Source organism: Endozoicomonas sp. PH6C (assembly GCF_059322965.1).
Genome location: NZ_CP185342.1, coordinates 5041036 through 5061457, shown reverse-complemented (window position 1 = coordinate 5061457; position 20422 = coordinate 5041036). Strand labels below are relative to the sequence as shown.

The following is a 20422-nucleotide window of genomic DNA, read 5'->3' as shown; positions in this document are numbered from 1 at the left end:
TATAACCAATGGTGTAAGTCAGGTATTTTCTTTAGAATGCAGAGCCCCAGTTCCAACAGCTTATTTGAAAAGCCGTTGATTCCATTTCGGTGATGAGGTGATTTCATGGATATCATGGATCAAATTAAAGAGCAGATTGAAACACATGACATTCTGCTCTATATGAAAGGTTCTCCCAAGCTGCCTCAGTGCGGATTTTCCTCCAAAGCTGTGCAGGTTCTGATGGCTTGTGGCGAGCAGTTCGCATTCGTAGACATTCTGGCTAACCCGGAAATTCGTGCCAACCTGCCAAAATACGCCAACTGGCCAACCTTCCCGCAGCTCTGGATTAAGGGGGAGCTGGTGGGTGGCAGCGACATTTTGATCGAGATGTACAACAGCGGCGACCTTCAGAAGATGATCAAGGCTGCTGTCGGCAAAGAGGAAGGTGCTGAATAATTTCAGCCTTCTTCAAGGTGGGGAGGACAGAATCCTCCCGCCTAGTCTTCCTCACTCTGAGAGAGCAGATAATTTTCCATTCCCATGGTTTTGATACGGTACAGATGGACTTCCAGACTATCCATATGCTCTTCTTCCGCAGCCAGAATTTTTTCCAGTAACTGGCGTGAGCCGTAATCACCCACCTTTTCACAGACATTGATGGCATCCTTCAGAGGTGGAATCGCCTTCAACTCCTGTTGCAGGTCAGCTTCCAGAATGCCTTTAACGTCTGCGGCAATGATCGGCTTTTGCATGTATTTGAAGTCAGGCATGCCTTCCAGAAAAAGAATTCGCTCAATCAACCAGTCGGCATGCCACATCTCGTCAATGGATTCCTTATATATATACTGGCCGAGTTTGTTGACTCCCCAGTTCTTTAGCATTCGTGCGTGTAGAAAGTACTGATTAATGGCAGTCAGTTCATTCATAAGTACTTGATTCAGATGATCCAGAACACCTTTTTCGCCTTGCATAACAGGGGCTCCATACAGTCATGAATTAAAGGGGGCTTTCATTCCATTAACTATTTCCAGGGACTTTTTCCAGGAACTATTTCCAGGAACTATTTCCAGGAACTATTTCCAGGAGCTGTAGAATACTTCTCTCCAAAAAACTACAGGCACAGGAAGTATGGAGCCTCATCGGCTTCTGTCAAAGATAACTGTCTGAAAAACAATGAGAATATTTCTTATTAGCGTTATCGGTTGTGGTCGCTATCAAGTCTCAGAGGGGTATATTTTCCATCGCATGGGATGAGCGGATCACCGAAATAAATGGATTAGTCGACTTTGATAGATTTTATCTATCATTTGAAAGAGAAAATTTATAGATATTTGTGCAGGGGTTTATAGGCTAAGGCCGTTATCAGGTGTATCATGATGTCGCTTCAATGATTGCGATGACTGCAACGATTGCATGATCGCAGTGATACATACTTAACCTTGGAGATTAAATTCATGGGCGTACTGGTTGGCAAGAAAGCTCCTGACTTTACTGTTCCTGCCGTCCTGGGCAATGGCGAGATTGTTGAAGAGTTTACCCTGTCCGAGGCGATTCGTGGCAAGTTCGGTATTCTGTTCTTCTACCCACTGGACTTCACTTTCGTTTGTCCATCCGAGCTGATCGCTCTGGATCACCGCATCGATGCGTTCAAAGAGCGCAACGTTGAAGTTATCGGTGTTTCCATTGACTCTCACTTCACTCACAACGCGTGGCGTAATACGCCTGTCAGTGAAGGTGGCATCGGTCCTGTTAAGTACACTCTGGCCGCTGACATGGCTCACGACATTTGTAAAGCCTACGACGTTGAGTCTGAGGGCGGTGTCGCTTTCCGTGGTGCTTTCCTCATTGATAAGGACGGTGTTGTGCGCTCACAGATCGTTAACGATCTGCCTCTGGGTCGTAACATGGATGAGCTGGTCCGTCTGGTTGACGCTCTGCAATTCCACGAAGAGCACGGTGAAGTTTGCCCGGCTGGCTGGAGCAAAGGTGATAAGGGTATGGACGCGTCCCCTGCGGGTGTTGCCAAGTACCTGTCTGAGAGTGCTGAAGGCCTGTAATTACAGACTTCGTCATTTGATGATTGAAAAGAAAGTCGCCTGCGGGCGGCTTTTTTTTTTTGTTGTGCGTATTAGAGAGCAGGCCCAGAACTTACGGGCGTTCGGTTCCTGTTTTATAGATCAGCAAGTTATTTCCAGTGCTTTTTTTCAGAAACTTTTTGAACAAAGCTGAGGAGAAGGACTTGACTCAGCCGGAAATCTCATTAATATTCGCTGCCGTTAGGTGATGACGCAAAGCATCGTCAACAACGATTCCCCGATAGCTCAGTTGGTAGAGCAAATGACTGTTAATCATTGGGTCGCTGGTTCGAGTCCAGCTCGGGGAGCCAGCTCTTTCTAATCACTTTTGATTGAAGAGTTGAATGTTTATTGAACTGCGTGTTTAATAGACGGCTTGGGTCGTTAGCTCAGTTGGTAGAGCAGTTGGCTTTTAACCAATTGGTCGTAGGTTCGAATCCTACACGACCCACCAATTTCTTCCCCGATAGCTCAGCTGGTAGAGCAAATGACTGTTAATCATTGGGTCGCTGGTTCGAGTCCAGCTCGGGGAGCCATTTTAAACTCCTTAGCAAGGGTTAGCTTTCTGGATTGCGTATTCAGAAAGTTCAGTGGGTCGTTAGCTCAGTTGGTAGAGCAGTTGGCTTTTAACCAATTGGTCGTAGGTTCGAATCCTACACGACCCACCACTTTTATTCCCCGATAGCTCAGTTGGTAGAGCAAATGACTGTTAATCATTGGGTCGCTGGTTCGAGTCCAGCTCGGGGAGCCATATTCTCACTCTCAAGCAAGAGTTTGTTTCCTGAACTGCGTGTTCATTAAGCATCAAGGGTCGTTAGCTCAGTTGGTAGAGCAGTTGGCTTTTAACCAATTGGTCGTAGGTTCGAATCCTACACGACCCACCAAATCAACAAAAAGCCGGTTCAAAGAACCGGCTTTTTGTTTTTTGCATGCTAAAAATAAATCAATGCAGCTTTAGATGGGGGCGTGTCGTTTTCCCGATAAAGTCTTTGATAATCAGGGCTCCAGTCCTCAATCGTCCAAACAGCGCTACCTGATGCATTCGGTAGAGGCTGATATAAAACATCTTGGCCATCCTGCCTTCCACCATCATATCGCCGCCTGTGATGGCTCCCATCAAATTACCTACGGCACTGAAACGACTCAGAGAGATCAGAGAACCGTAGTCTTTGTAGGTAAAGGTTAAAGGTGCCTGACCCTCCAGAACTTTTCCTGTCAGGCTCTTGGTCAGCAACTCAGCCTGCTGGTGAGCAGCCTGGGCTCTTGGAGGTATAGTGAACGGTTCGCCGTTACTGTTTGTCAGTGTGCAGCTGGCGCAGTCACCCAGTGCGTAAATGTGATCATCCAATGTAGATTGCAGGGTGGGTCTGACCACTAGCTGGTTAATTCGATTGGTTTCAAGGCCGGCGATGTCTTTCAAGAATGCTGGCGCTTTGATGCCTGCGGCCCAGATACTGAGATCGGAGTTGATAAAGTCACCGCTTTTTGTATTCAGGCCTTTGTCAGTAATTTCACTGACCAGCTGATGGGTTTGTATAACAATCCCCATTTTCTGCAGCTGTTTGTGAACACTGCTGCTGATACGAACGGGCAGGGCAGGCAGTATTCGTTCGCTGCCTTCTATGACAGTGATGTTTACTTTGTTTGGCTGAATCGCGTCCAGGCCATATCGGGCGAGTTCTATGGCTGCGTAGTGAAGTTCTGCTGCCAGTTCCACACCTGTCGCTCCGGCACCAATGATGGCGATGTTTAACTCAGGTGATTTCTCATGGGAAGCCTGGGCATGAAGGTAATGATTCAGAAGCGTTGTATGTACTCTTTCTGCTTGTTCCCGGTTGTCCAGAAACAGGCAGTGATCCACTGCACCTGGTGTATTAAAGTCGTTGGCGGTGCTGCCCAAACAGATGACCAGGTCATCGTACTCCAAGCTGCGCTCGGGAACGACCTCTTGTCCGGCTTCGTCGTTAATAGGAGCGAGGGTAATGGTTTTATTATCCCGGTCCAGACCGCACATTCTTCCGGGTAGAAAGTGGAAATGATTCCATTTGGCCTGAGCCAAATAGCTCAGCTCATCTTCAAAAGCATTCAGGGAGCCTGCGGCCACTTCATGCAAAAGGGGTTTCCAGAAATGCGTTTTTCGAACATCCACCAGGGTAATTCGGGCTTTCTTCTTCTTGCCCAGTTTTTTTCCCAGTTTGGTGGCTAATCCGAGCCCTCCGGCACCTCCTCCAACAATTACTATTTTATGCAGCTGGTCAGTCACTTCATTCTCTCTATTTTTATAAAGGAGTGTTTTGAATCAGTCTGAAATCCCCAGCTCTCTTCTTGGCTTTATGGTTAGAAAGAGCGGAAAACTGATTGAGAACACACCCTACAGCTATTCAGGCTGACTCAGCCCAGGATAAAAACGCCTATCAGACGGCTGAGAACACCAAGTATGACAATCAAAAAGCTCAGCCAGAACATCAGCTTTAAGGGTCTGAAGCGGCTGCGCTCTGTCGCATTGGTCCCAGTGCTGATAAAACGGTCAACTTTGGCCTGATCTTCAGGGTATAGACGGGTCTGGATTTTTTCCATTTGCCACTCCGTATCCTCGGTCAGCACATTAGAGTATGCTATTTAAGCAGTCAATCTGCCAATAGATAACCTGAATTTGACTGAGAAAAGCCTAAAATAATTTGAACTTGTGTACTAATTAACCAATCAATCACGGTTGACTGGGCTCAAGCTCTCGATCAATCTAGTTTAAACGGTATGAAAACTGGGCGCAGCGGGTGAAACTGTTTTTATTGGCGTTAAAAGTTCAATATTTCGAGTGGGTCGAACTATACAGGGTATTTCGTCGTTTCTCATCCCATCGCACATTCCTCAAAGCCTATCTTGGGTTGAAGCTTCGATACCTGCTGGACAGCCCTTTTCAGGTCAGTAAGCGTTTCCTGATTAAGAAAAAGTCAGATGATTTATATCTTTACGGTGAAACACCTTTAACAGTGCTTGATGATATCTGTGAAAAGTCTGGATTAACGTCCCGCGACCACGTTTTTGAATTGGGTGCAGGCAGCGGTTTTACCTCTCTCTGGATGGCTGCTTTTGCAGGTGTTCGAGTGACATCGATTGAGCAGATTCCCACGTTTTGTCTGAGACTCCGGCGTCTCAGTGGTAGAATGAAGCTGGATAAACTAACCGTTATTGAGGGGGATTATCTGGAGGCGGATCTTTCGGGGGCGACGGTCGTTTATCTTTATGCATCCAATCTGGATGATCTCACTATTCGATGCCTGACGCTGAGAATGCTGGCCCTTAAACCCGGGAGTAAAGTGATTTCTGTCAGCTATCCGCTCCAGGATTATTGCCCCATACCGGGTATTTTTGAACAGAGTGAACGCTTTTCTGCTCGCTTCCCATGGGGGGAAGCGGATATATTTTTGCAGGTCAGAACATCTTGTGTGCAGAAGTCATGCGTTTGACGACGCTGCTGCCATAGCGAGCGATCATTTCAGGAATCGGTTTATCCGGAAATTGCTCTAATCCCACCTTGATGAAATTCCATGTCGCCTGAGCTTGTTTGATCGGTTTGGCCGCATGGGCGTGGTCGCCGTATTCTTGACCCAGCCTGGACAACTTCTGTTCGAAATGTCGAGCCAGTGTTTGCAGCTGAAGCCGACCGGAAGCGCTCTTGTCTTCATTTAACTCGGAAAGAGTCAGGCTGAGATAGTGACGGGACAGGCGTTGCATGAGTAGTGCCTGCTCAAGAAAATCGAGCTTTTCATTTTTGTGTGGTTTGCTGGTCAGGATTTCTTGTCTGAGAAGCAATAACTTTCTATCCAGTCTGGCCAAGGCCAGAAGCAGTGTAGTGGCCTCAGGGGGACGGGAGTGAGCGGGCAAATCAGCCATCCAGGCGGCGTGTCGGCTAATGATAGGCCATAGACTCAGGGTCGATGATAGCAACTTCGAAGTTTCCTGATCGTTGGACTTCTCCGGCAAGGCCGGGATGCTCTGGTTCAGCAGAGCCAGATTGTCCTGCATTTTCATTCTGGCGTCCTTGTTGAGAAAATCGATCTGGAGCAAGTGAATATTTTCGATCAGCTGATTCAGCAATAACTCCTGCTTCAAAAGGTGCTCTGGGGTCAGGTTGTTGTTTTTGGCAGCCGACTCTGAGGACATAGCCTGGTTCATAAAAGTCAGAAGGAAAAGCAGTGTGGTCAGTAATTGAGCTTTAGACATTGCGGGGTCCGGAAACAGTTAAATCATCCCTTATGTATCGGATATCCCGGCTGTCACTTAACCTGACAATCCAGAAGCAGCTTATCGACATTTGCAGCCCTCAAAGACAGTGAACAGCCATACTAGGAGCCTTATATGGTCCGCCCCGTTTTGCAAGAGCCTGTTTTGTTAATTAGCAAACAAAGATAACTGCAATCATATATACGGCCTATTCATGAGGTCTAACCCTCTGGCCCTGATGGGTATCCGCGCAACCTGGCCTTATCAGTCCGACGGCCTCAAGGGTCAAGGCTCCTATCAGGTTTCAGGTTGCCGGTTTTTACCTGTTTGCCATCAACTGTACATGCTCATCGCAATCTGCGGGGGGGTCCCCTTTGATTAAGCTTATGCTTTACTTTGCCGCTGCCGCCTTTACTTCATTATGCAGCCTTGTAAACTTCATTTCGGGTCATGATGACCCAGACAATCCGAGCCATTTTATTAGCCAGACCAACGGCGGCAACGTTGTGATTGCTGCGCTCATTAAGTTGGCTAACCCATTTTTTACAGCGGTCATCCTTATTTTTGAGGCAGTGGAGTACCGAACGTGCGCCGTGTATCAATAATGTGCGCAGGTATTTATCACCCCGTTTACTGATGCCCAGCAGGACTGACTTACCGCCTGTGGAATGCTGTCTTGGAACTAATCCCATCCATGCGGCAAGGTGTCGACCAGATTTAAAATACGTCGCATCACCAATGGCTGCCTTCAATGCTGTGGCAGTGATGGCTCCGATACCCGGCATAGTCATCATTCGACGACATTCGTCGTCGTTTTTTGCTAGCTCCTGAATTTTCTGGTCATACTGTTGAATACGCTTGTCAAGACTGGCCAACTCTTCTGATAAACCATGTAGCAGCTCACGAGTCAGCGAATGGAGTCCATTTTCAGCATCTTCCAGAATTCGTGGAAGCTGTGCACGAACTTTACCAATACCCTGGGCAACTACAATACCTTCTTCCAATAGTGACCCCCGGATCTGGTTAACCAGGGCAGTTCTCTGATCAACCGCTTGTTGACGATAGCGGTGCAGAAGTTGCCAGGCCTGCTGCTCTGACGTTTTAACAGGTACAAAACGCATGCTGGGCCGTGAAGCTGCTTCTGCAATCGCTTCAGCATCGTTGTAGTCATTTTTGTTGGTCTTGACATAAGGCTTGACAAATTGAGGTGAAATCAGCTTGACAGTATGCTCATAGTTCTTGAATAACCGAGCCAAATAGTGAGCACCACCACAAGCTTCCATAGCGATAATGCATGGCTCCAGATTTGCCACGTACTCTAGAAGGTTCTTCCTGGACGACTTCTTTCTGATGACTTTGCTACCCTGCTCATCAACACCAAACAGGTGAAAGTTGTTCTTGCCAATATCGATACCAAGTACTGAAATAGTCATGGGTGGTTCGCTCCGGTTAATCCTGTTTAAATGGTTAACTCCATTTTGGCTCATTTGAAGCCGTTTAGGAGGGGCGGACCATCCCATTAGTCAATGCTTATGAGAGCATGCAAATACGACTGTGATGTCAGTTATTGCCTTCCAGCTGTTCCTTGAGCTTGGCAGGAACTTCCTTGATCACGAGCTGATTCAGATCTTTGTTGTACACCACCTGGGTACCGAGCAGCTCGGCATCAAAGGCAATGTTAAGACCTTTGCTGCGACCGGTATACTTAACCAGTTTGGTTAGAGTGCGTTTTTCCGGAGCCATAGGTTGACTCATGTCGTAGTCGCGGGTGTTGACGAAGCGGGCAAAATCATCGGAGCCCGCTTCACTCAGATAGCCGGTAAGTTCATCCAGAGTCAGGGCATCGCCATCATCCATTTTGGTTTGGCAGAAGTCGTAGACCTGTCGGCTGACTTCCTTGTGATTTTCCAGAGAAGGCGCTTCCCTGGCGTACTCCTTTACAGCACTGACCAGTGTGTCAGCTTCTTCCTTGCTGTTACTGGTTTCATTGCAGCCCAGAGCTTCCTGAAATACATCGCTCAGACGGCGGCCACCGCGGGGACGCAGGAATGAGAGATAACGACCACTGTTCTCGTTACCCTGCCATTCGGTGATATTAATGCGGCAGGCCAGTGGCATTCTGGCTGTATCCAGATAGGCTACATCCTGAATAGCAAGATCATCTGTCACAGTTATGCTGACATTACTGGTTAGCATGCAGAGCATGAAGTATCGGGTCAGGCCCTGCTGATAATCAGCAAACAGCAGGTAGCCCCCACCCAGTGCTCCGGCCTGATCGAGCTTTTCCAGAAGCTGGTTCAGGGTATTGCGGGTCAGGGCTGTAAAGTCCATCTTTTCTGCCAGGTAATCACCCAGTTCAGTTGGGAAAGGGCTTTCGGCATCGGGGTTGAACTGGCCATACTGTTTGTCCTGTTTCTTGTTGTAAGTTTGCATCAGGTCGTCCAGCATGGCTTCCAGGGCCGGAGTGGGGGGCAGGCTGTGATTTGCCGGAACAGCAGTCAGGGAGTCACTGTCGGGGACCTGTTTCAGCTGGTGGACAATGATTTGTTGTATGGCCATAAGTTAATAGTCTTGAACGCAGTGAGGATCGTCTAACCCAAAAATTTCTTAGAGCAGGTTCGAACAAAAGTAAGCTTCGGAAGAAGCAAACCGGAGCCTGCTATGGCAAAACATACACAAGAAACCCTTCGTTTTCACCCTGTTAATGGTAAAACTGTCAGAGCTGATTTTAAGGAGATGAGTTGTCCCTCGATTTTGGCGTGCTGCAGTTTCGTAAAATAGCTATCCGAAGTGAGCTAATTCCTTGGCTCGTCGGGGTAATTCATAGCAAGCGACATCAGTCTTGTATTGACTATTTCATACAAATATTGATTACCGCCATCTCTGTTCATGGCACGCCAGCCAGTGCGGTGCTATATATAGAGCCTTGTACAAACGGCAAAGGCCAGTCAGTGGGCCTGAGCCCTACACAGGATGATATAAGTAATAGGTTATGTTCTATTTTATTCTGTCCGTGTTCACTATCTCCCGGCGATCAGACAACCTTCATCTGAGCGGCATCGATATCAAATTGCCGCTAATATTTCTTGGCATTTCGTTTCTGGTGACACCTGTCAAAACCTTTTCCGGGCAGAGCGGGACACTCGTGTCGACGGGGTATGCCATTACCGCTCCGGGCATTTATAATCCATCCGGTATTTCACTGCCTATCCTCTTACTCCCTCTTGCATACCATACCTACTTCAATCGTTTTTCTCATTCTGGCACCCATCAGAAAGCCGGGACTGAACCATCCTTTTGCATCGAGCCTGAAGACCCCCTCCTTGCTTACAAGTCGGGCTGCCTGCCGCTGCCAGGGGAGCTGGATATGACATTGGCCCCCGACCGGAGAGACCCGGATCAATGGACCTGGCTTTTACCCGGCAAAAGCAGACCAGAACCCTACCCTGAACAGACACAGGTGAAGGTCGGTGATGAAGGTGTGCCAGTCCACATATCAGTCCCTGACACGAGTTTACAATGGAAGCCGGGTCAACCTGTTCCCGGTCAAAATGGCGATTTCCTGCCCGGGCCTCCTGGATCAATAGGTGACATAACACGGGATACTAAAACGACAATCAATCTTATTCCCGGGAATTGCGATGATGAACCCTGTCTGAGCTGGGGCCTGGATGATGGAAGTGGATGGATTCTGGACCTGTCAGAAACTATTGCCCCATTATTCGAAGATACACCCCCCTGGAGTGACCAGAATCCAGCACTGATTCCGGCCAGTGGACAGGTAGCGGCCACCAGAGCGGTTGATCATAATGGTAACGTCTTTTACAGGCTGGATGAGAACAAGCAGGTTCATTACATCAGTAAGGAAGAATACCAGCGGCTACTGTCAATGCACTTCCAGAGCTGGCTTGAATACCTTTATCCAGAGTACTTTGGCCCCAGACTGGCTGCCGGAGGTGGCTGGCATCAGTGGCACTGGCGAGTTCGTAAGGTGCCACGGGGTCCAGGAGCTTCTCCTCCCTACGAACCTCTCGAAAATTTACCTGACGAGCCAGCAGAAAGATCTCCGGGGCCCGTCAGCCAGTCCCCTCATGGCGGCGGAGACCCTGGCGAGGGAAGCATGTCGGAACAGCAGTTTCCTGCCCCGCCCGCTCCTGCCTCGGCTCCAGCACGTAAGGCAATTTTCAGACGGCTTTTGGTTGATGAGAGTCCCAGTGATGAGTACTCCGTAGTTACAATGTCAGAAGATGAAATGGCTGGGTTACAAATTTATCGTGGAGACTGTGTCCTGCTAACCGGCAAAGTAAGAAAAACCACTATAGCTGTTGCTATATCGGATGCAAATCAGCCATCTGGCTGTATCAGGATGCACAGGGCAGTCCGTAACAACCTTAAGGTGAGGTTAGGCGATATCGTCAAAGTCTCCCACCTCCCTATGCTGCCCTATGGTAAACGAGTGGGTATATTGCCAATAAAAGATAGCCTTGAAGGTATAACCGGCAACTTGTTTGATGTGTTTTTGAAGCCATTTTTTCTTGAAGCGTTTCGACCTGTCAGTAAAAACGACGTTATTCCTATAAGTGCTGGCTTGCGAACCGTTCATTTCCGGGTGATGGAAACAGACCCGGAAGGTGGGTGCATAGTTGTTCAGGACACAACTGTTCACTGTGAAGGCGAACCCGTCGAGCGGCAGGATGCGTCTTCAATTGCGGATGTTGGTTATGATGATATTGGTGGGCTCAGACCACAGATTCAAACAATACGCGAAATTATTGAGCTGCCAATGCGATACCCACAACTTTTCAATACCCTGAATGTCAGTCCTCCAAAAGGAATACTACTGAGTGGACCACCGGGGAATGGAAAAACACTGATTGCCCGGGCTGTTGCCAACGAGAGTGGCGCCTTCCTCTTTCTGATTAACGGCCCGGAGATAATGGGCAAAATGGCCGGTGAGTCAGAATCCAATCTGAGAAGGGCTTTTGAAGAAGCTGAAAAAAACAGCCCTGCCATTATTTTTATTGATGAAATTGATTCGATAGCCCCAAAGCGTGACAAAACCCCGGGTGAAGTAGAGCGGCGCGTTGTCGGTCAATTGCTTACCCTTATGGACGGTTTGCAGTCCAGGCGGCAGATTATGATTCTGGCCGCCACAAACAGAGTCAATTCGATTGATCAGGCACTGCGTCGTTTTGGCCGCTTTGATAAAGAGATTCATATCGGCGTTCCTGACGAAACCGGTCGTCTGGAAATCCTTCAGGTTCATACCAGAGACAAAAAACTGTCCGACGACGTGGATTTGGAAAAGATTGCAAAAGTCTGCCATGGGTTCACCGGCGCTGACATCACGCAGCTTATCACCAATGCCGCAATGCTCTGTATAAGGGAAAAAATAGACATTAGCACCCTCGATGATGAACAGAACGTTGATGCCGAGTTGTTAGATAGTCTGGAAATCACCCAGGCTCATTTTGATCAGGCTCTCAAATCCTCCAACCCGTCAGCTCTCAGAGAAACCTTTGTCGAGATACCCTCTGTGACCTGGGAAGACATCGGCGGCATGATGGATGTCAAAAAGGAATTGCTGGAAATGGTTCGCTACCCCCTTGAATGGCCCGAGCTGTTGAAGCATTTTGGTCAGAAACTGGCACGTGGTGTACTTCTTTATGGTCCCCCTGGTTGTGGCAAAACACAGTTAGCCAAAGCTTTGGCCAACGATTGCCAGGCTAACTTTATTGCCATAAGAGGGCCAGAGTTGTTGACTATGTGGTTTGGCGAATCAGAGCATAATGTACGTGACCTTTTTGACAAAGCCAGGCAGGCAGCACCCTGCATCCTGTTTTTTGATGAAATTGATTCTCTGGCGTCCTCCAGGGGATCTTCATTAGGTGACGCCAATGGCGCAAGCGATCGCGTCCTGAACCAACTGTTAATCGAGATTGATGGTATAGCTGAACGGAATAACATTTACATCATCGCCGCCACCAACAGACCCGATATTCTTGACAAAGCTCTTATGCGACCAGGCCGTTTTGACAAGCATATCTACATTCCACTGCCAGATTATGAAAGCCGGTTGCATATTTTCGAAGCTGTCCTGCGTAACACCCCAATACAGGATGATGTTGATTTAAAGCAGCTGGCTGGCATAACCAAGGGTTTCTCCGGAGCTGATATTAACGAAATCTGCCAGACAGCAATACAACAGGCTATCAGGGAGTACATTCGCAGTCGTAGCCCAGTGGAAGCTCAAAGTGAAGCAATGGACGTTGAAGAGTCCCTTGAGAGTTACATGTTAACGCGCAGTCATTTTGAGCAAGCCATGCGCACAGCGAGGCGCAGTGTCGGGGATGGAGAAATTCGCCGTTATGAAGATTTTCACAAGCGGTCAAGTCAGGCCGGAACTGAATTCCGTTTTCGGGATACACCCCCCTCTGCATCAGTGTCATCTGGAGCAGCAGGAGTGCCACAAGGAGCAGCAAACTTATATGAAGACTATGATGATGACGACTTGTATAAATAATAAATAAGCGTTCATAGTGAAAAAACCTGAAGCTGGGTGCTTCAGGTTTTTTCTGGTTGAACCTTTTGCTTTTCTCCTTGTGCCACTCTGGTTATTCGTTGCCATAGTGGTGCCTTCTTCCCAATCATGTTTTGGGATTCAGAATATGCTCAAGACTGTGCTTTACCAGCAAATCTAACTGATGCTGATTGGGGCTGATTCTGGCCATTAACTGAAGGCCCAGAAAGAAGCTGGTGAGCTCTCTGGCTGCTTCCGCGCTGCTCAGGCAGGGGGCAATCAGGTTTTTTTCAGTCCCCCTGAGTATCTGGGCCATTAATGCCTGCTGGATCGAGTTCACAGCCTGTCTGACCAGCTCAGCAGCTTGATCTGGCAATAGGTGCAGCTCTGTACTGGTACAGGCCAGAAAGCAGCAGTTCTGGTATTGCACGTTGCGGGGATGACGATAGCCCGCTGTCAAAAATCGGCGTAAACCTTCAAGGGGAGGCCCTGAACCGAGATACTTTTGGATTCTTAACTGCAGGTAGTGTTCAATGTAATACTTTAAGACGTGCAGGTATAAGCCTTCTTTGTTTTTAAAATGATGATACAGGCTCCCAGGGTGCAGATCGGTAGCTTCTTCCAGCTGTCTGAGCGAAGAAGCCGAGAATCCCCGAGACCAGAAGAGAGCAAGTGCGTTATCCAGCGCCTTGTCTTTATTAAAAGAGGTATGCCTGCCCATAAGTGACATAATTTGATTTTCGAACTTCCAATGTAGCAGCAGTTTTCTGTTCCCGACAACTCCCACAATGGATTAGCACCTATTGTGGGATATAAGCTGGAGAATACCGGAATGGCACTGACCCCGTCGAATATGGTTGAACTGGGCTCGTCTGCCCCTGATTTTAAATTGCCTGATCCTTCATCAGGACAGTCCGTCTCCCTGCAGGAAGTAAGAAAGGAGAAGGGCGTTCTGGTGATGTTTATCTGTAATCACTGCCCTTATGTGATTCACATTGAAGATGCGCTGGTAGAGTTGGGTAAGGATTATGCTGATCGAGATCTTGGCATAGTGGCTATCAGTGCTAATGATGCCAGGACCTATCCCGAGGATGCTCCTGACAAGATGGCATTAAAATCTTATCCGTTTCCCTATCTGTATGATGAAAGTCAGTCGGTGGCGAAAGCCTACGATGCGGCCTGTACACCTGATTTTTTTCTCTTTGATGCCGAACTGAGGTGTGTCTATCGTGGTCAGTTTGATCACTCTCGTCCTGGTAATGACAAGCCTGTGACCGGGGCTGATTTAAAGTCTGCCATGGACTCAGTGCTGGCTATTTTTTCTCAACCCAGAGGGTCCAGTTTCTGTATTTGGATACTTTTTCGAAGCGATCTTTCAGCGGGGTAGACAGCTTATTGATGTTGCCGTCGCGAGTGGCCAGAAAGTCCCTGCGATCCCTGTGTAATTGATCGAAGATCTCCTCTTCACTGGAGGCCAGCAGGGCCTGACCTTGGGAATAAAAGCGAGCCGAGAACGGACGCTTCATAAAGTAAATAAGGCGACCAGGCTGTTCATTAGGGTGTGTCATCATGTTGGCGATTAGGTACTTTTGTGATTTTTTACCACCGTCGTTCATCATGACCATGATAGTAGCAATCATCAACAGAGGTGTCAGGGTTGCCAGAGTGATAAGCTTACCAGAGTGGTTGGACCAGCTCTCCCCGAACAGTCGTGCAATAATCATTGCCAGGGCAGGCATCACAGGGAGCGTGTAAGTCCAGATCAGATTGGTAGTGAAAGTGAAAAACAGGGGCAGAAACAACAGCCAGCAGAGCAGGAAATAATCCCATTCAGTTAACTTGAGAGTGGGCTTCTTTTGCCAGAATTTCCAGACTTGTCTGATGGCAACTCCGAGTAACACGAATGTCCAGGGAAAGCCTCCAGCCAGCAGGTAGCCCCAGATGGCTCCCAGAGCGTGGACATGGGCATTGCCGTATTCATCACCCTGCCAGCCGGAATCCAGATAGCGGGAAAAATGTTCGCCAATAAACATGTATTCCAGAAGACCGGGGTTGCGTATCTCGGCGCTGATATACCAGGGAAGGGCAATGGCTGCTGACAGAATAGTGCCTTTGATCCAGGGAAATTTATGCCACAGCGTTATCAATCTGCCTTTAGGAAGGCACCATAAGAAAATCGGACCACCCGCCAGAACCACTGCAGCGAGCCCTTTTGCCAGCAGTGCCAAGCCGCAACCGGCAAAAAACAAATATTGCCACCGAAGTGCTTCAGATTCGTTGTGACTCTGCCAGCCCATCCAGAAACTGCCGAGTATCAGAGTGGTCGTCAGGGTCATGACCGGGTCGGCCAGCAGGGCACCGGAAAGAACGAGAAACATGGCGGAGGTGACCAGGAACAGTACCGAAATTTTTGCCTTTTGTACCCCCATTTGAAAATGGGCCAGCTTCCAGACCAATGCCAGGGTGCCCAGACTACAAACCAGAGAAGGTAAGCGGGCGGCAAATTCATTGATTCCGAATAACTTGAAGCTTATGGCTGAAAGCCAGATAAACAGGGGTGGTTTACCGAGGAACGGGACACCATAATCAAAATATGGAATGATCCAGTCATTGGTCTCGACCATCAGTCTGACGATCTCACCGTATCGGGCTTCTGAAGTATCCATCAGAGGATATAGGCCAAGGGAGAGGAGCCGGATCAGAATGGCGAACAGAATCAGAAGGTACACCCAGAGCCAGCGGGAAGAGGTTTTCAGGGAGGCGTCAGTCATTATTATTTTGCACTCTGTCTCTGGTTGCTGTGGAAATGCACAAGGTTATGAATGTTGCTATTCCATTACTTCGTATTGCTTCGGCCGATTCATTGATAGCAAACATAAAGCAAAAAAGCCTCGGACCCATGTTATTCGCATACTGAAAAAAAGCCCAGTCCCTAATTAATATCACTGGGACGCTAATCGGGACCCAAATCAGCGTAGCGCCTGATCAAAGTAGTTCATTTCGATCGGTTTCTATAATTTTTTTCGTAGACATCTCGCCCCATGGCCAGGATCTGTCGGTCGATCATGGTCTGGAAGCTGTCCAGGCAGTTTTGGTGAACCATTGGGTCTCCTGAAAACTCTCGCATAAGACATACCGTAGCCTCAATAGTAGAAAGGGCTGATTGATGAGGGGATTTGCGAATTCGGTAGCGGGACTCCAGATTTTCTGGCAGGGATATCCGTGGCAGAGACCGAAGTTGAGGGTTGAGATGAAGTATCTTTCTGGCTTTTCTCCAGGTACCGTCCAGCAGAATACAAACATCAGGCAGGCCATGGATTTTCTGATATTCAGAAGGTTGGAAAGCCTCTTCGCCCGGAAAAAGTAAGCAGCTTTTTTTGTTCTCCAGAAGGATCTTGAGGTGTGGGTTTTCGGAGAAGTCCTCTCCTGCGAGAACCTTGCAGTTCTCAATGCCCAGTCTGGCGATCCGGGCGGTATTCAGCGGATGTTTGACCTCATCGGGGTGCTGCAGGATCAGTAGTTCACAGCAGGCCTGCTCGGGTTGTAAATGCTGGCAAATGCAGAATCGAAGAGGACGCTCACAGCGCGGGCATTTGGCTCGGGCCATAAATGACATTCCTGAAAGTGAGATTGATGCGGGGTAAAACGGTTCTGGATGTTTTGGGAAGACAATGCTGCCAGCAGCGCTGGGTTGAGCCTGACATCACCAGCAGTGAGCCAGAAGGTAAATCCAGTGACAAGGGTTGGATACCCCTTGAACTGGCCTCTTTGTGTTTCAGTCGAAAACGTCTTTCCTGGCCCAGACTCAGTGAGGCAATAACAGGCTGTTCTCCAAGTTCTGCCTCATCGTCAGAATGCCAGCCGTTACTGTCATTGCCATCACGATACAGGTTGAGCAGAACCGAGTTGAATGAAGAGTGACAGGTGTGTTCGACCACTTTTTTTATCGCCAGCAACACCGGTGTCCATGGCTCTGGAGTGAGTGTCAGGCCAGAGTAGCTGTAAGTCATTCCCTCATCAGCATACCAGGCTTGTAATCGAGGTAAATCCAATGTTTTTCCGAAAATTGTGATTGTATCCTGACGCCACCGGGTGCCAGACAGAAGTTGCTGGTAATAGGATTCACAATCTTGTTGTGTGATCAGATCTGGCCAGAAAGACAGCTCGGCATCGGGAGCATGAATGTTGATTGAACGCAAATCCGTAGACTGGGAGCTGTTATCGCAGAGACATTTCAAAGATCAGCTTTTCTGCAGTACAGTCAAAGTCGAGCATCGCCTTGATCACCGTGATACCGTTTTCCTGAATGGTTTCTGACTGAATCTTGCAGTTGCCTGATCCGACTGAAAGAGCTCGCTGCTCTATCTTGTTGAGCTTTTCCTGGGCAGAAACTGCCTTGTCACCACGAATTTCCACAGTAACCCAGGTATCATCGTCGCGGATCAGGGTACCGACCTCTACCGTATTGCAGGTGTTGCACTCAAAGGGGGCTTTTTCTTTCATGCTGATACCTCTTGAAAGCAAGTAAATCTACCTCATTCATCATGAGATAAACATATTACAAGATCTATGGGGATACGCCAGAAATAATAGCTGTTTCTGCGATAGTTTTTCCGTGGCCGGGCAGTTTTTTTTCTTCGAAATCCTTCTGAAATCGAGCATGTCCATGTTTTGTGTGTCCTGTACTTGTTTGTGCGTCTTGGTGCGTGTTTGTGAAGGCTTTTTTATTCGGATTTTATGGTATAGGCTCAGTAATTCTCGAAGTTGTACGTCATCAAAATGAGGGATGAAAACGGTACTTTGGTTCAAAAGTTTCCGGTATTCCTGCATCAGAACAAGGTGATCGTGCTTTTAGCCATGAACAAAGTGCCAGAGTGAAAGCAATTTCACGGTAGAAACCCGGGAAGTTAAATCTATGACAGACAGTAAGGCGAATTTGCGTCGCAACGTGAACCTGCTGGGAACACTGTTGGGTCAGACTATAAAGGAACATCATGGCGAGGTTTTTTTCAATCGTATTGAAAGCATTCGTCAGCTTTCCAAGGCTGCAAGAGCAGGCAGTGAGGATGATCGGGAAGTTTTACTGGATCAACTGAAAAACCTTTCTGATGACGACCTGGTGCCCGTTACACGGGCGTTCAGTCATTTTCTTAATCTGGCTAACCTGGCCGAACAATATGACAGTATTGCTGTTAGCCATGGCGAAACGTTCTGTGTTCCGGATCACTTTGATGAGCTGATGGCGAGGCTCAGAAATCAGGGGTTCAGCCAGGAGCAAATCGCAGACAGTGTTGCCAGCCTTGATATGGAGCTGGTACTGACCGCTCACCCCACCGAAGTTTCCCGCAGAACCCTGATCCAGAAACATGAATCGATTTTTGAGTGTCTCAGCAAGCTGGAAAGCAGCCGTCTGAGCTTCAGGGAGCGAGCCCGTCTTGAAGACCGGCTTCGTCAATTGATAGCTCAGGCCTGGCACACTTATGAATTCAGGATGAAGCGACCATCACCTGTTGATGAAGCCAAGGGTGGATTTGCCACCATTGAGCACTCTCTATGGAATGCGGTGCCTGATTTTGTTCGTGCTATAGATGAGCGGCTCAGGGAACATACCGATATTGGTCTGCCGCTGGATGCTGTACCGGTGCGCTTTTCTTCCTGGATGGGAGGAGACCGGGATGGAAATCCATTCGTCACCGCTGAGGTGACCCGGGAAGTGCTTTTATTGAGTCGCTGGATGGCTGCGGATTTGTACCTCAGGGATCTGAACCCCCTGATTGGAGAGCTCTCCATGACGGAATGCAGTGAAGAAATGAAGCAGAAACTGGGGGATTGTCGAGAGCCCTATCGGGTCGTTCTCAGACAGCTCAGAGAGCGTCTCAGAGAGGCCCGAACCTGGTGCGAATATGCACTGGTCGACAAATCCCGTTCTTCTGAAGTGCTTCTGGAGCATAAAGATCTTGTTGAGCCTCTGGAGCTTTGCTACCACTCCTTGCATGAAGTGGGTCTGGGCGTCATTGCCGATGGTCCGCTATTGGACATGATCCGTCGTGCTCACAGCTTTGGTCTCACCCTGATACGTTTGGATATTCGTCAGGAAGCGAGCCGACATACTCAGGCGATCAGTGAGTTAACCAGAGCTCTGGGGATTGGTGATTACCAGAGCTGGGATGAACAGGAAAAGCAGACCTTTTTACTGAAAGAGCTGCAGAATCCCAGGCCCATGATTCCGGTAGAATGGCAGCCTTCCAAAGATGTCGCTGAAGTCCTTGCCACCTGTCGTGCTATTGCCAGAGAAGGTCAGCAGGCATTAGGCGCATATGTCATTTCCATGGCCTACAAACCATCCGATGTCTTGTCTGTAGCGCTGTTGCTGAAGGAGTGTGGCGTTGGCTTTGCAATGCCTATTGCTCCTCTGTTTGAAACACTTGACGCGCTGGATGGTGCCAGTGAGTGTATCAGCTCTCTATTGTCATTGCCCTGGTATCGTGGTTATTGCCATGGCGGTCAGATGGTGATGATCGGTTATTCCGACTCTGCCAAGGATGCTGGCTGGATGGCAGCAGCCTGGGCTCAGTATCGGGCCATGGAAGAGGTGACGGAGGTCTGTCGTAAAAATAATGTCGGGCTGACACTGTTCCACGGTCGTGGTGGTACCATCGGTCGTGGTGGTGGCCCTGCCCATGCGGCGATTCTCTCCCAGCCACCGGGCTCGGTGAACAATAATCTGCGAGTCACTGAACAGGGAGAAATGATCCGTTTCAAGTTTGGTTTCCCTGATGTGGCCATTAACAGTCTGATGCTCTATGCAAGCGCCACGCTGGAAGCAACCCTGCTGCCCCCGCCTGTGCCAGAGCAAAGCTGGCGGGATATGATGGATCAGCTGGCCAGAGATTCCCTGCAAATATACCGGGGTATGGTCCGGGATGAGCCTGATTTTGTTCCCTATTTTCGTGCGGTGACGCCAGAACAGGAATTGGCCAAGTTACCCCTGGGTTCAAGACCTGCAAAGCGCAAGCCCAATGGTGGCGTGGAAAGTCTGCGGGCGATTCCATGGATATTCGCCTGGACCCAGATTCGTCTCATGCTGCCCACCTGGCTTGGGTGTGGTGCCGCCTTAAGAAATGCTTTGGAAAACGGCCAGAAAGAAACTCTGGAAGAGATGATCAGTCAATGGCCCTTCTTCAAGGCGCGGCTGGAAATGCTGGAGATGGTCTTTATGAAGACCGATTCGAATCTGGCTGAATACTATGAAGAGCGGTTGGTACCGACCGAGCTACAGCATCTGGGAGAAAGTCTGCGAGAGCAGTTGAAAACTGCAGTTCAGGCACTGCTGGAGCTTAAAAGCGGGGAAGAGTTGATGTCTAACCATCCTCAGAATAAGCAGGCTATCGCTTTGCGTAATCCATATACTGACCCTCTGAATGTGCTTCAGGCAGAGTTACTCTACCGCGTTCGACATTCAGAAGAAGGGAAGGTTTGTGAAAATCTGGAACAGGCCTTGATGATTACTGTTGTTGGTATTGCTGCAGGTATGCGTAATACCGGCTAACTGGCTTATTGTCAGAGTCAATGTGTTTGTCTCCTGTAACTCGTTCCAATGCTCCAGCAAAGGCAGGAGTCG

General features: G+C 48.6%; 17 protein-coding genes and 6 tRNA genes. 12 read left to right on the top strand and 11 right to left on the bottom strand.

Annotation, left to right across the window (positions count from 1 at the left end; genetic code table 11):
* The first annotated feature begins 105 nt into the window (after positions 1-105).
* Positions 106-438: a Grx4 family monothiol glutaredoxin gene (grxD, locus tag ACOMG9_RS18820; protein ID WP_422134994.1), complete on the top strand. Its 333-nt coding sequence runs from the start codon at positions 106-108 to the stop codon at positions 436-438.
* A 41-nt stretch (positions 439-479) separates the two neighbouring features.
* Here grxD and bfr read toward each other — a convergent pair whose 3' ends face one another.
* Positions 480-953, bottom strand: coding sequence for a bacterioferritin (gene bfr / locus ACOMG9_RS18815; RefSeq protein ID WP_448218014.1), 474 nt, complete (start codon positions 951-953; stop codon positions 480-482).
* Between the two features lie 483 nt (positions 954-1436).
* Here bfr and ACOMG9_RS18810 point away from each other — a divergent pair, with 483 nt between their 5' ends.
* From ACOMG9_RS18810 to ACOMG9_RS18780, 7 genes are all read left to right on the top strand, one after another.
* Positions 1437-2039: a peroxiredoxin gene (locus ACOMG9_RS18810; protein WP_422134992.1), complete on the top strand. Its 603-nt coding sequence runs from the start codon at positions 1437-1439 to the stop codon at positions 2037-2039.
* A gap of 253 nt (positions 2040-2292) precedes the next feature.
* Positions 2293-2368 (top strand) — tRNA-Asn (locus tag ACOMG9_RS18805).
* Between the two features lie 67 nt (positions 2369-2435).
* A tRNA-Lys gene (locus ACOMG9_RS18800) sits at positions 2436-2511 on the top strand.
* 6 nt (positions 2512-2517) lie between these two features.
* Positions 2518-2593 (top strand) — tRNA-Asn (locus tag ACOMG9_RS18795).
* 56 nt (positions 2594-2649) lie between these two features.
* Positions 2650-2725, top strand: a tRNA-Lys gene (locus tag ACOMG9_RS18790).
* A gap of 7 nt (positions 2726-2732) precedes the next feature.
* Positions 2733-2808 (top strand) — tRNA-Asn (locus tag ACOMG9_RS18785).
* A 57-nt stretch (positions 2809-2865) separates the two neighbouring features.
* Positions 2866-2941 (top strand) — tRNA-Lys (locus tag ACOMG9_RS18780).
* A 59-nt stretch (positions 2942-3000) separates the two neighbouring features.
* On the opposite strand, the gene ACOMG9_RS18775 is transcribed toward ACOMG9_RS18780, so the two are convergent.
* Positions 3001-4320 (bottom strand): NAD(P)/FAD-dependent oxidoreductase, encoded by a 1320-nt coding sequence (locus tag ACOMG9_RS18775; RefSeq protein ID WP_494529235.1) that lies wholly within the window; start codon positions 4318-4320, stop codon positions 3001-3003.
* Between the two features lie 128 nt (positions 4321-4448).
* Complete coding sequence (locus ACOMG9_RS18770) at positions 4449-4634, bottom strand: DUF3094 family protein (RefSeq protein WP_422134933.1); 186 nt, start codon at positions 4632-4634, stop codon at positions 4449-4451.
* Between the two features lie 197 nt (positions 4635-4831).
* Between ACOMG9_RS18770 and ACOMG9_RS18765 the strand changes: the two genes are divergently transcribed.
* Positions 4832-5524 carry an SAM-dependent methyltransferase gene (locus ACOMG9_RS18765; RefSeq protein WP_422134932.1) on the top strand — a complete coding sequence of 231 codons (693 nt, stop codon included), beginning with the start codon at positions 4832-4834 and terminating at the stop codon, positions 5522-5524.
* Here the strand turns inward: ACOMG9_RS18765 and ACOMG9_RS18760 are convergent.
* The 3 genes from ACOMG9_RS18760 to ACOMG9_RS18750 form a co-directional block, all read right to left on the bottom strand.
* Positions 5490-6281, bottom strand: a complete 792-nt coding sequence (locus ACOMG9_RS18760) for a hypothetical protein (RefSeq protein ID WP_494529234.1) — start codon at positions 6279-6281, stop codon at positions 5490-5492. The genes ACOMG9_RS18765 and ACOMG9_RS18760 overlap by 35 nt on opposite strands.
* Positions 6282-6700: 419 nt before the next feature.
* On the bottom strand, positions 6701-7714 hold the full coding sequence (locus ACOMG9_RS18755) for an IS110 family RNA-guided transposase (protein ID WP_448215063.1): 1014 nt from the start codon (positions 7712-7714) through the stop codon (positions 6701-6703).
* A gap of 127 nt (positions 7715-7841) precedes the next feature.
* The gene (locus ACOMG9_RS18750; RefSeq protein ID WP_422134930.1) at positions 7842-8840 is read right to left on the bottom strand and encodes a nucleoid-associated protein; all 999 of its coding nucleotides are present in this window, start codon (positions 8838-8840) and stop codon (positions 7842-7844) included.
* Between the two features lie 433 nt (positions 8841-9273).
* On the opposite strand from ACOMG9_RS18750, the gene ACOMG9_RS18745 reads away from it, so the two are divergent.
* Complete coding sequence (locus tag ACOMG9_RS18745) at positions 9274-12804, top strand: AAA family ATPase (protein ID WP_448218010.1); 3531 nt, start codon at positions 9274-9276, stop codon at positions 12802-12804.
* Between the two features lie 124 nt (positions 12805-12928).
* Here the strand turns inward: ACOMG9_RS18745 and ACOMG9_RS18740 are convergent, their stop codons facing one another.
* Positions 12929-13531 (bottom strand): TetR/AcrR family transcriptional regulator, encoded by a 603-nt coding sequence (locus tag ACOMG9_RS18740; protein ID WP_448218009.1) that lies wholly within the window; start codon positions 13529-13531, stop codon positions 12929-12931.
* 102 nt (positions 13532-13633) lie between these two features.
* Between ACOMG9_RS18740 and ACOMG9_RS18735 the strand changes: the two genes are divergently transcribed.
* The gene (locus ACOMG9_RS18735) at positions 13634-14188 is read left to right on the top strand and encodes a thioredoxin family protein (RefSeq protein WP_494529233.1); all 555 of its coding nucleotides are present in this window, start codon (positions 13634-13636) and stop codon (positions 14186-14188) included.
* Here ACOMG9_RS18735 and ACOMG9_RS18730 read toward each other — a convergent pair.
* The 4 genes from ACOMG9_RS18730 to ACOMG9_RS18715 form a co-directional block, all read right to left on the bottom strand.
* Positions 14115-15572: an ArnT family glycosyltransferase gene (locus ACOMG9_RS18730; protein WP_448218008.1), complete on the bottom strand. Its 1458-nt coding sequence runs from the start codon at positions 15570-15572 to the stop codon at positions 14115-14117. The genes ACOMG9_RS18735 and ACOMG9_RS18730 overlap by 74 nt on opposite strands.
* A 224-nt stretch (positions 15573-15796) precedes the next feature.
* Positions 15797-16408, bottom strand: a complete 612-nt coding sequence (locus ACOMG9_RS18725) for a tRNA-uridine aminocarboxypropyltransferase (protein WP_422134925.1) — start codon at positions 16406-16408, stop codon at positions 15797-15799.
* Positions 16380-17000 carry an alpha-ketoglutarate-dependent dioxygenase AlkB family protein gene (locus tag ACOMG9_RS18720; RefSeq protein WP_422134924.1) on the bottom strand — a complete coding sequence of 207 codons (621 nt, stop codon included), beginning with the start codon at positions 16998-17000 and terminating at the stop codon, positions 16380-16382. The genes ACOMG9_RS18725 and ACOMG9_RS18720 overlap by 29 nt, the downstream gene beginning before the upstream one ends.
* Positions 17001-17019: 19 nt before the next feature.
* Entirely contained in the window at positions 17020-17304 is a 285-nt protein-coding gene (locus ACOMG9_RS18715) for a DUF406 family protein (protein ID WP_494529232.1), read from the bottom strand.
* A gap of 412 nt (positions 17305-17716) precedes the next feature.
* On the opposite strand from ACOMG9_RS18715, the gene ppc reads away from it, so the two are divergent.
* Complete coding sequence (gene ppc / locus ACOMG9_RS18710; RefSeq protein WP_448218006.1) at positions 17717-20350, top strand: phosphoenolpyruvate carboxylase; 2634 nt, start codon at positions 17717-17719, stop codon at positions 20348-20350.
* Positions 20351-20422: the final 72 nt, after the last annotated feature.

Bases quoted from the DNA above. Each gene is read 5' to 3' on its own strand.
- grxD (WP_422134994.1), top strand. From the start codon at position 106: ATGGATATCATGGATCAAATTAAAGAGCAGATTGAAACACATGACATT.
- bfr (WP_448218014.1), bottom strand. From the start codon at position 953: ATGCAAGGCGAAAAAGGTGTTCTGGATCATCTGAATCAAGTACTTATG.
- ACOMG9_RS18810 (WP_422134992.1), top strand. From the start codon at position 1,437: ATGGGCGTACTGGTTGGCAAGAAAGCTCCTGACTTTACTGTTCCTGCC.
- ACOMG9_RS18770 (WP_422134933.1), bottom strand. From the start codon at position 4,634: ATGGAAAAAATCCAGACCCGTCTATACCCTGAAGATCAGGCCAAAGTT.
- ACOMG9_RS18760 (WP_494529234.1), bottom strand. From the start codon at position 6,281: ATGTCTAAAGCTCAATTACTGACCACACTGCTTTTCCTTCTGACTTTT.
- ACOMG9_RS18755 (WP_448215063.1), bottom strand. From the start codon at position 7,714: ATGACTATTTCAGTACTTGGTATCGATATTGGCAAGAACAACTTTCAC.
- ACOMG9_RS18750 (WP_422134930.1), bottom strand. From the start codon at position 8,840: ATGGCCATACAACAAATCATTGTCCACCAGCTGAAACAGGTCCCCGAC.
- ACOMG9_RS18745 (WP_448218010.1), top strand. From the start codon at position 9,274: ATGTTCTATTTTATTCTGTCCGTGTTCACTATCTCCCGGCGATCAGAC.
- ACOMG9_RS18740 (WP_448218009.1), bottom strand. From the start codon at position 13,531: ATGTCACTTATGGGCAGGCATACCTCTTTTAATAAAGACAAGGCGCTG.
- ACOMG9_RS18735 (WP_494529233.1), top strand. From the start codon at position 13,634: ATGGCACTGACCCCGTCGAATATGGTTGAACTGGGCTCGTCTGCCCCT.
- ACOMG9_RS18730 (WP_448218008.1), bottom strand. From the start codon at position 15,572: ATGACTGACGCCTCCCTGAAAACCTCTTCCCGCTGGCTCTGGGTGTAC.
- ACOMG9_RS18725 (WP_422134925.1), bottom strand. From the start codon at position 16,408: ATGGCCCGAGCCAAATGCCCGCGCTGTGAGCGTCCTCTTCGATTCTGC.
- ACOMG9_RS18715 (WP_494529232.1), bottom strand. From the start codon at position 17,304: ATGAAAGAAAAAGCCCCCTTTGAGTGCAACACCTGCAATACGGTAGAG.
- ppc (WP_448218006.1), top strand. From the start codon at position 17,717: ATGACAGACAGTAAGGCGAATTTGCGTCGCAACGTGAACCTGCTGGGA.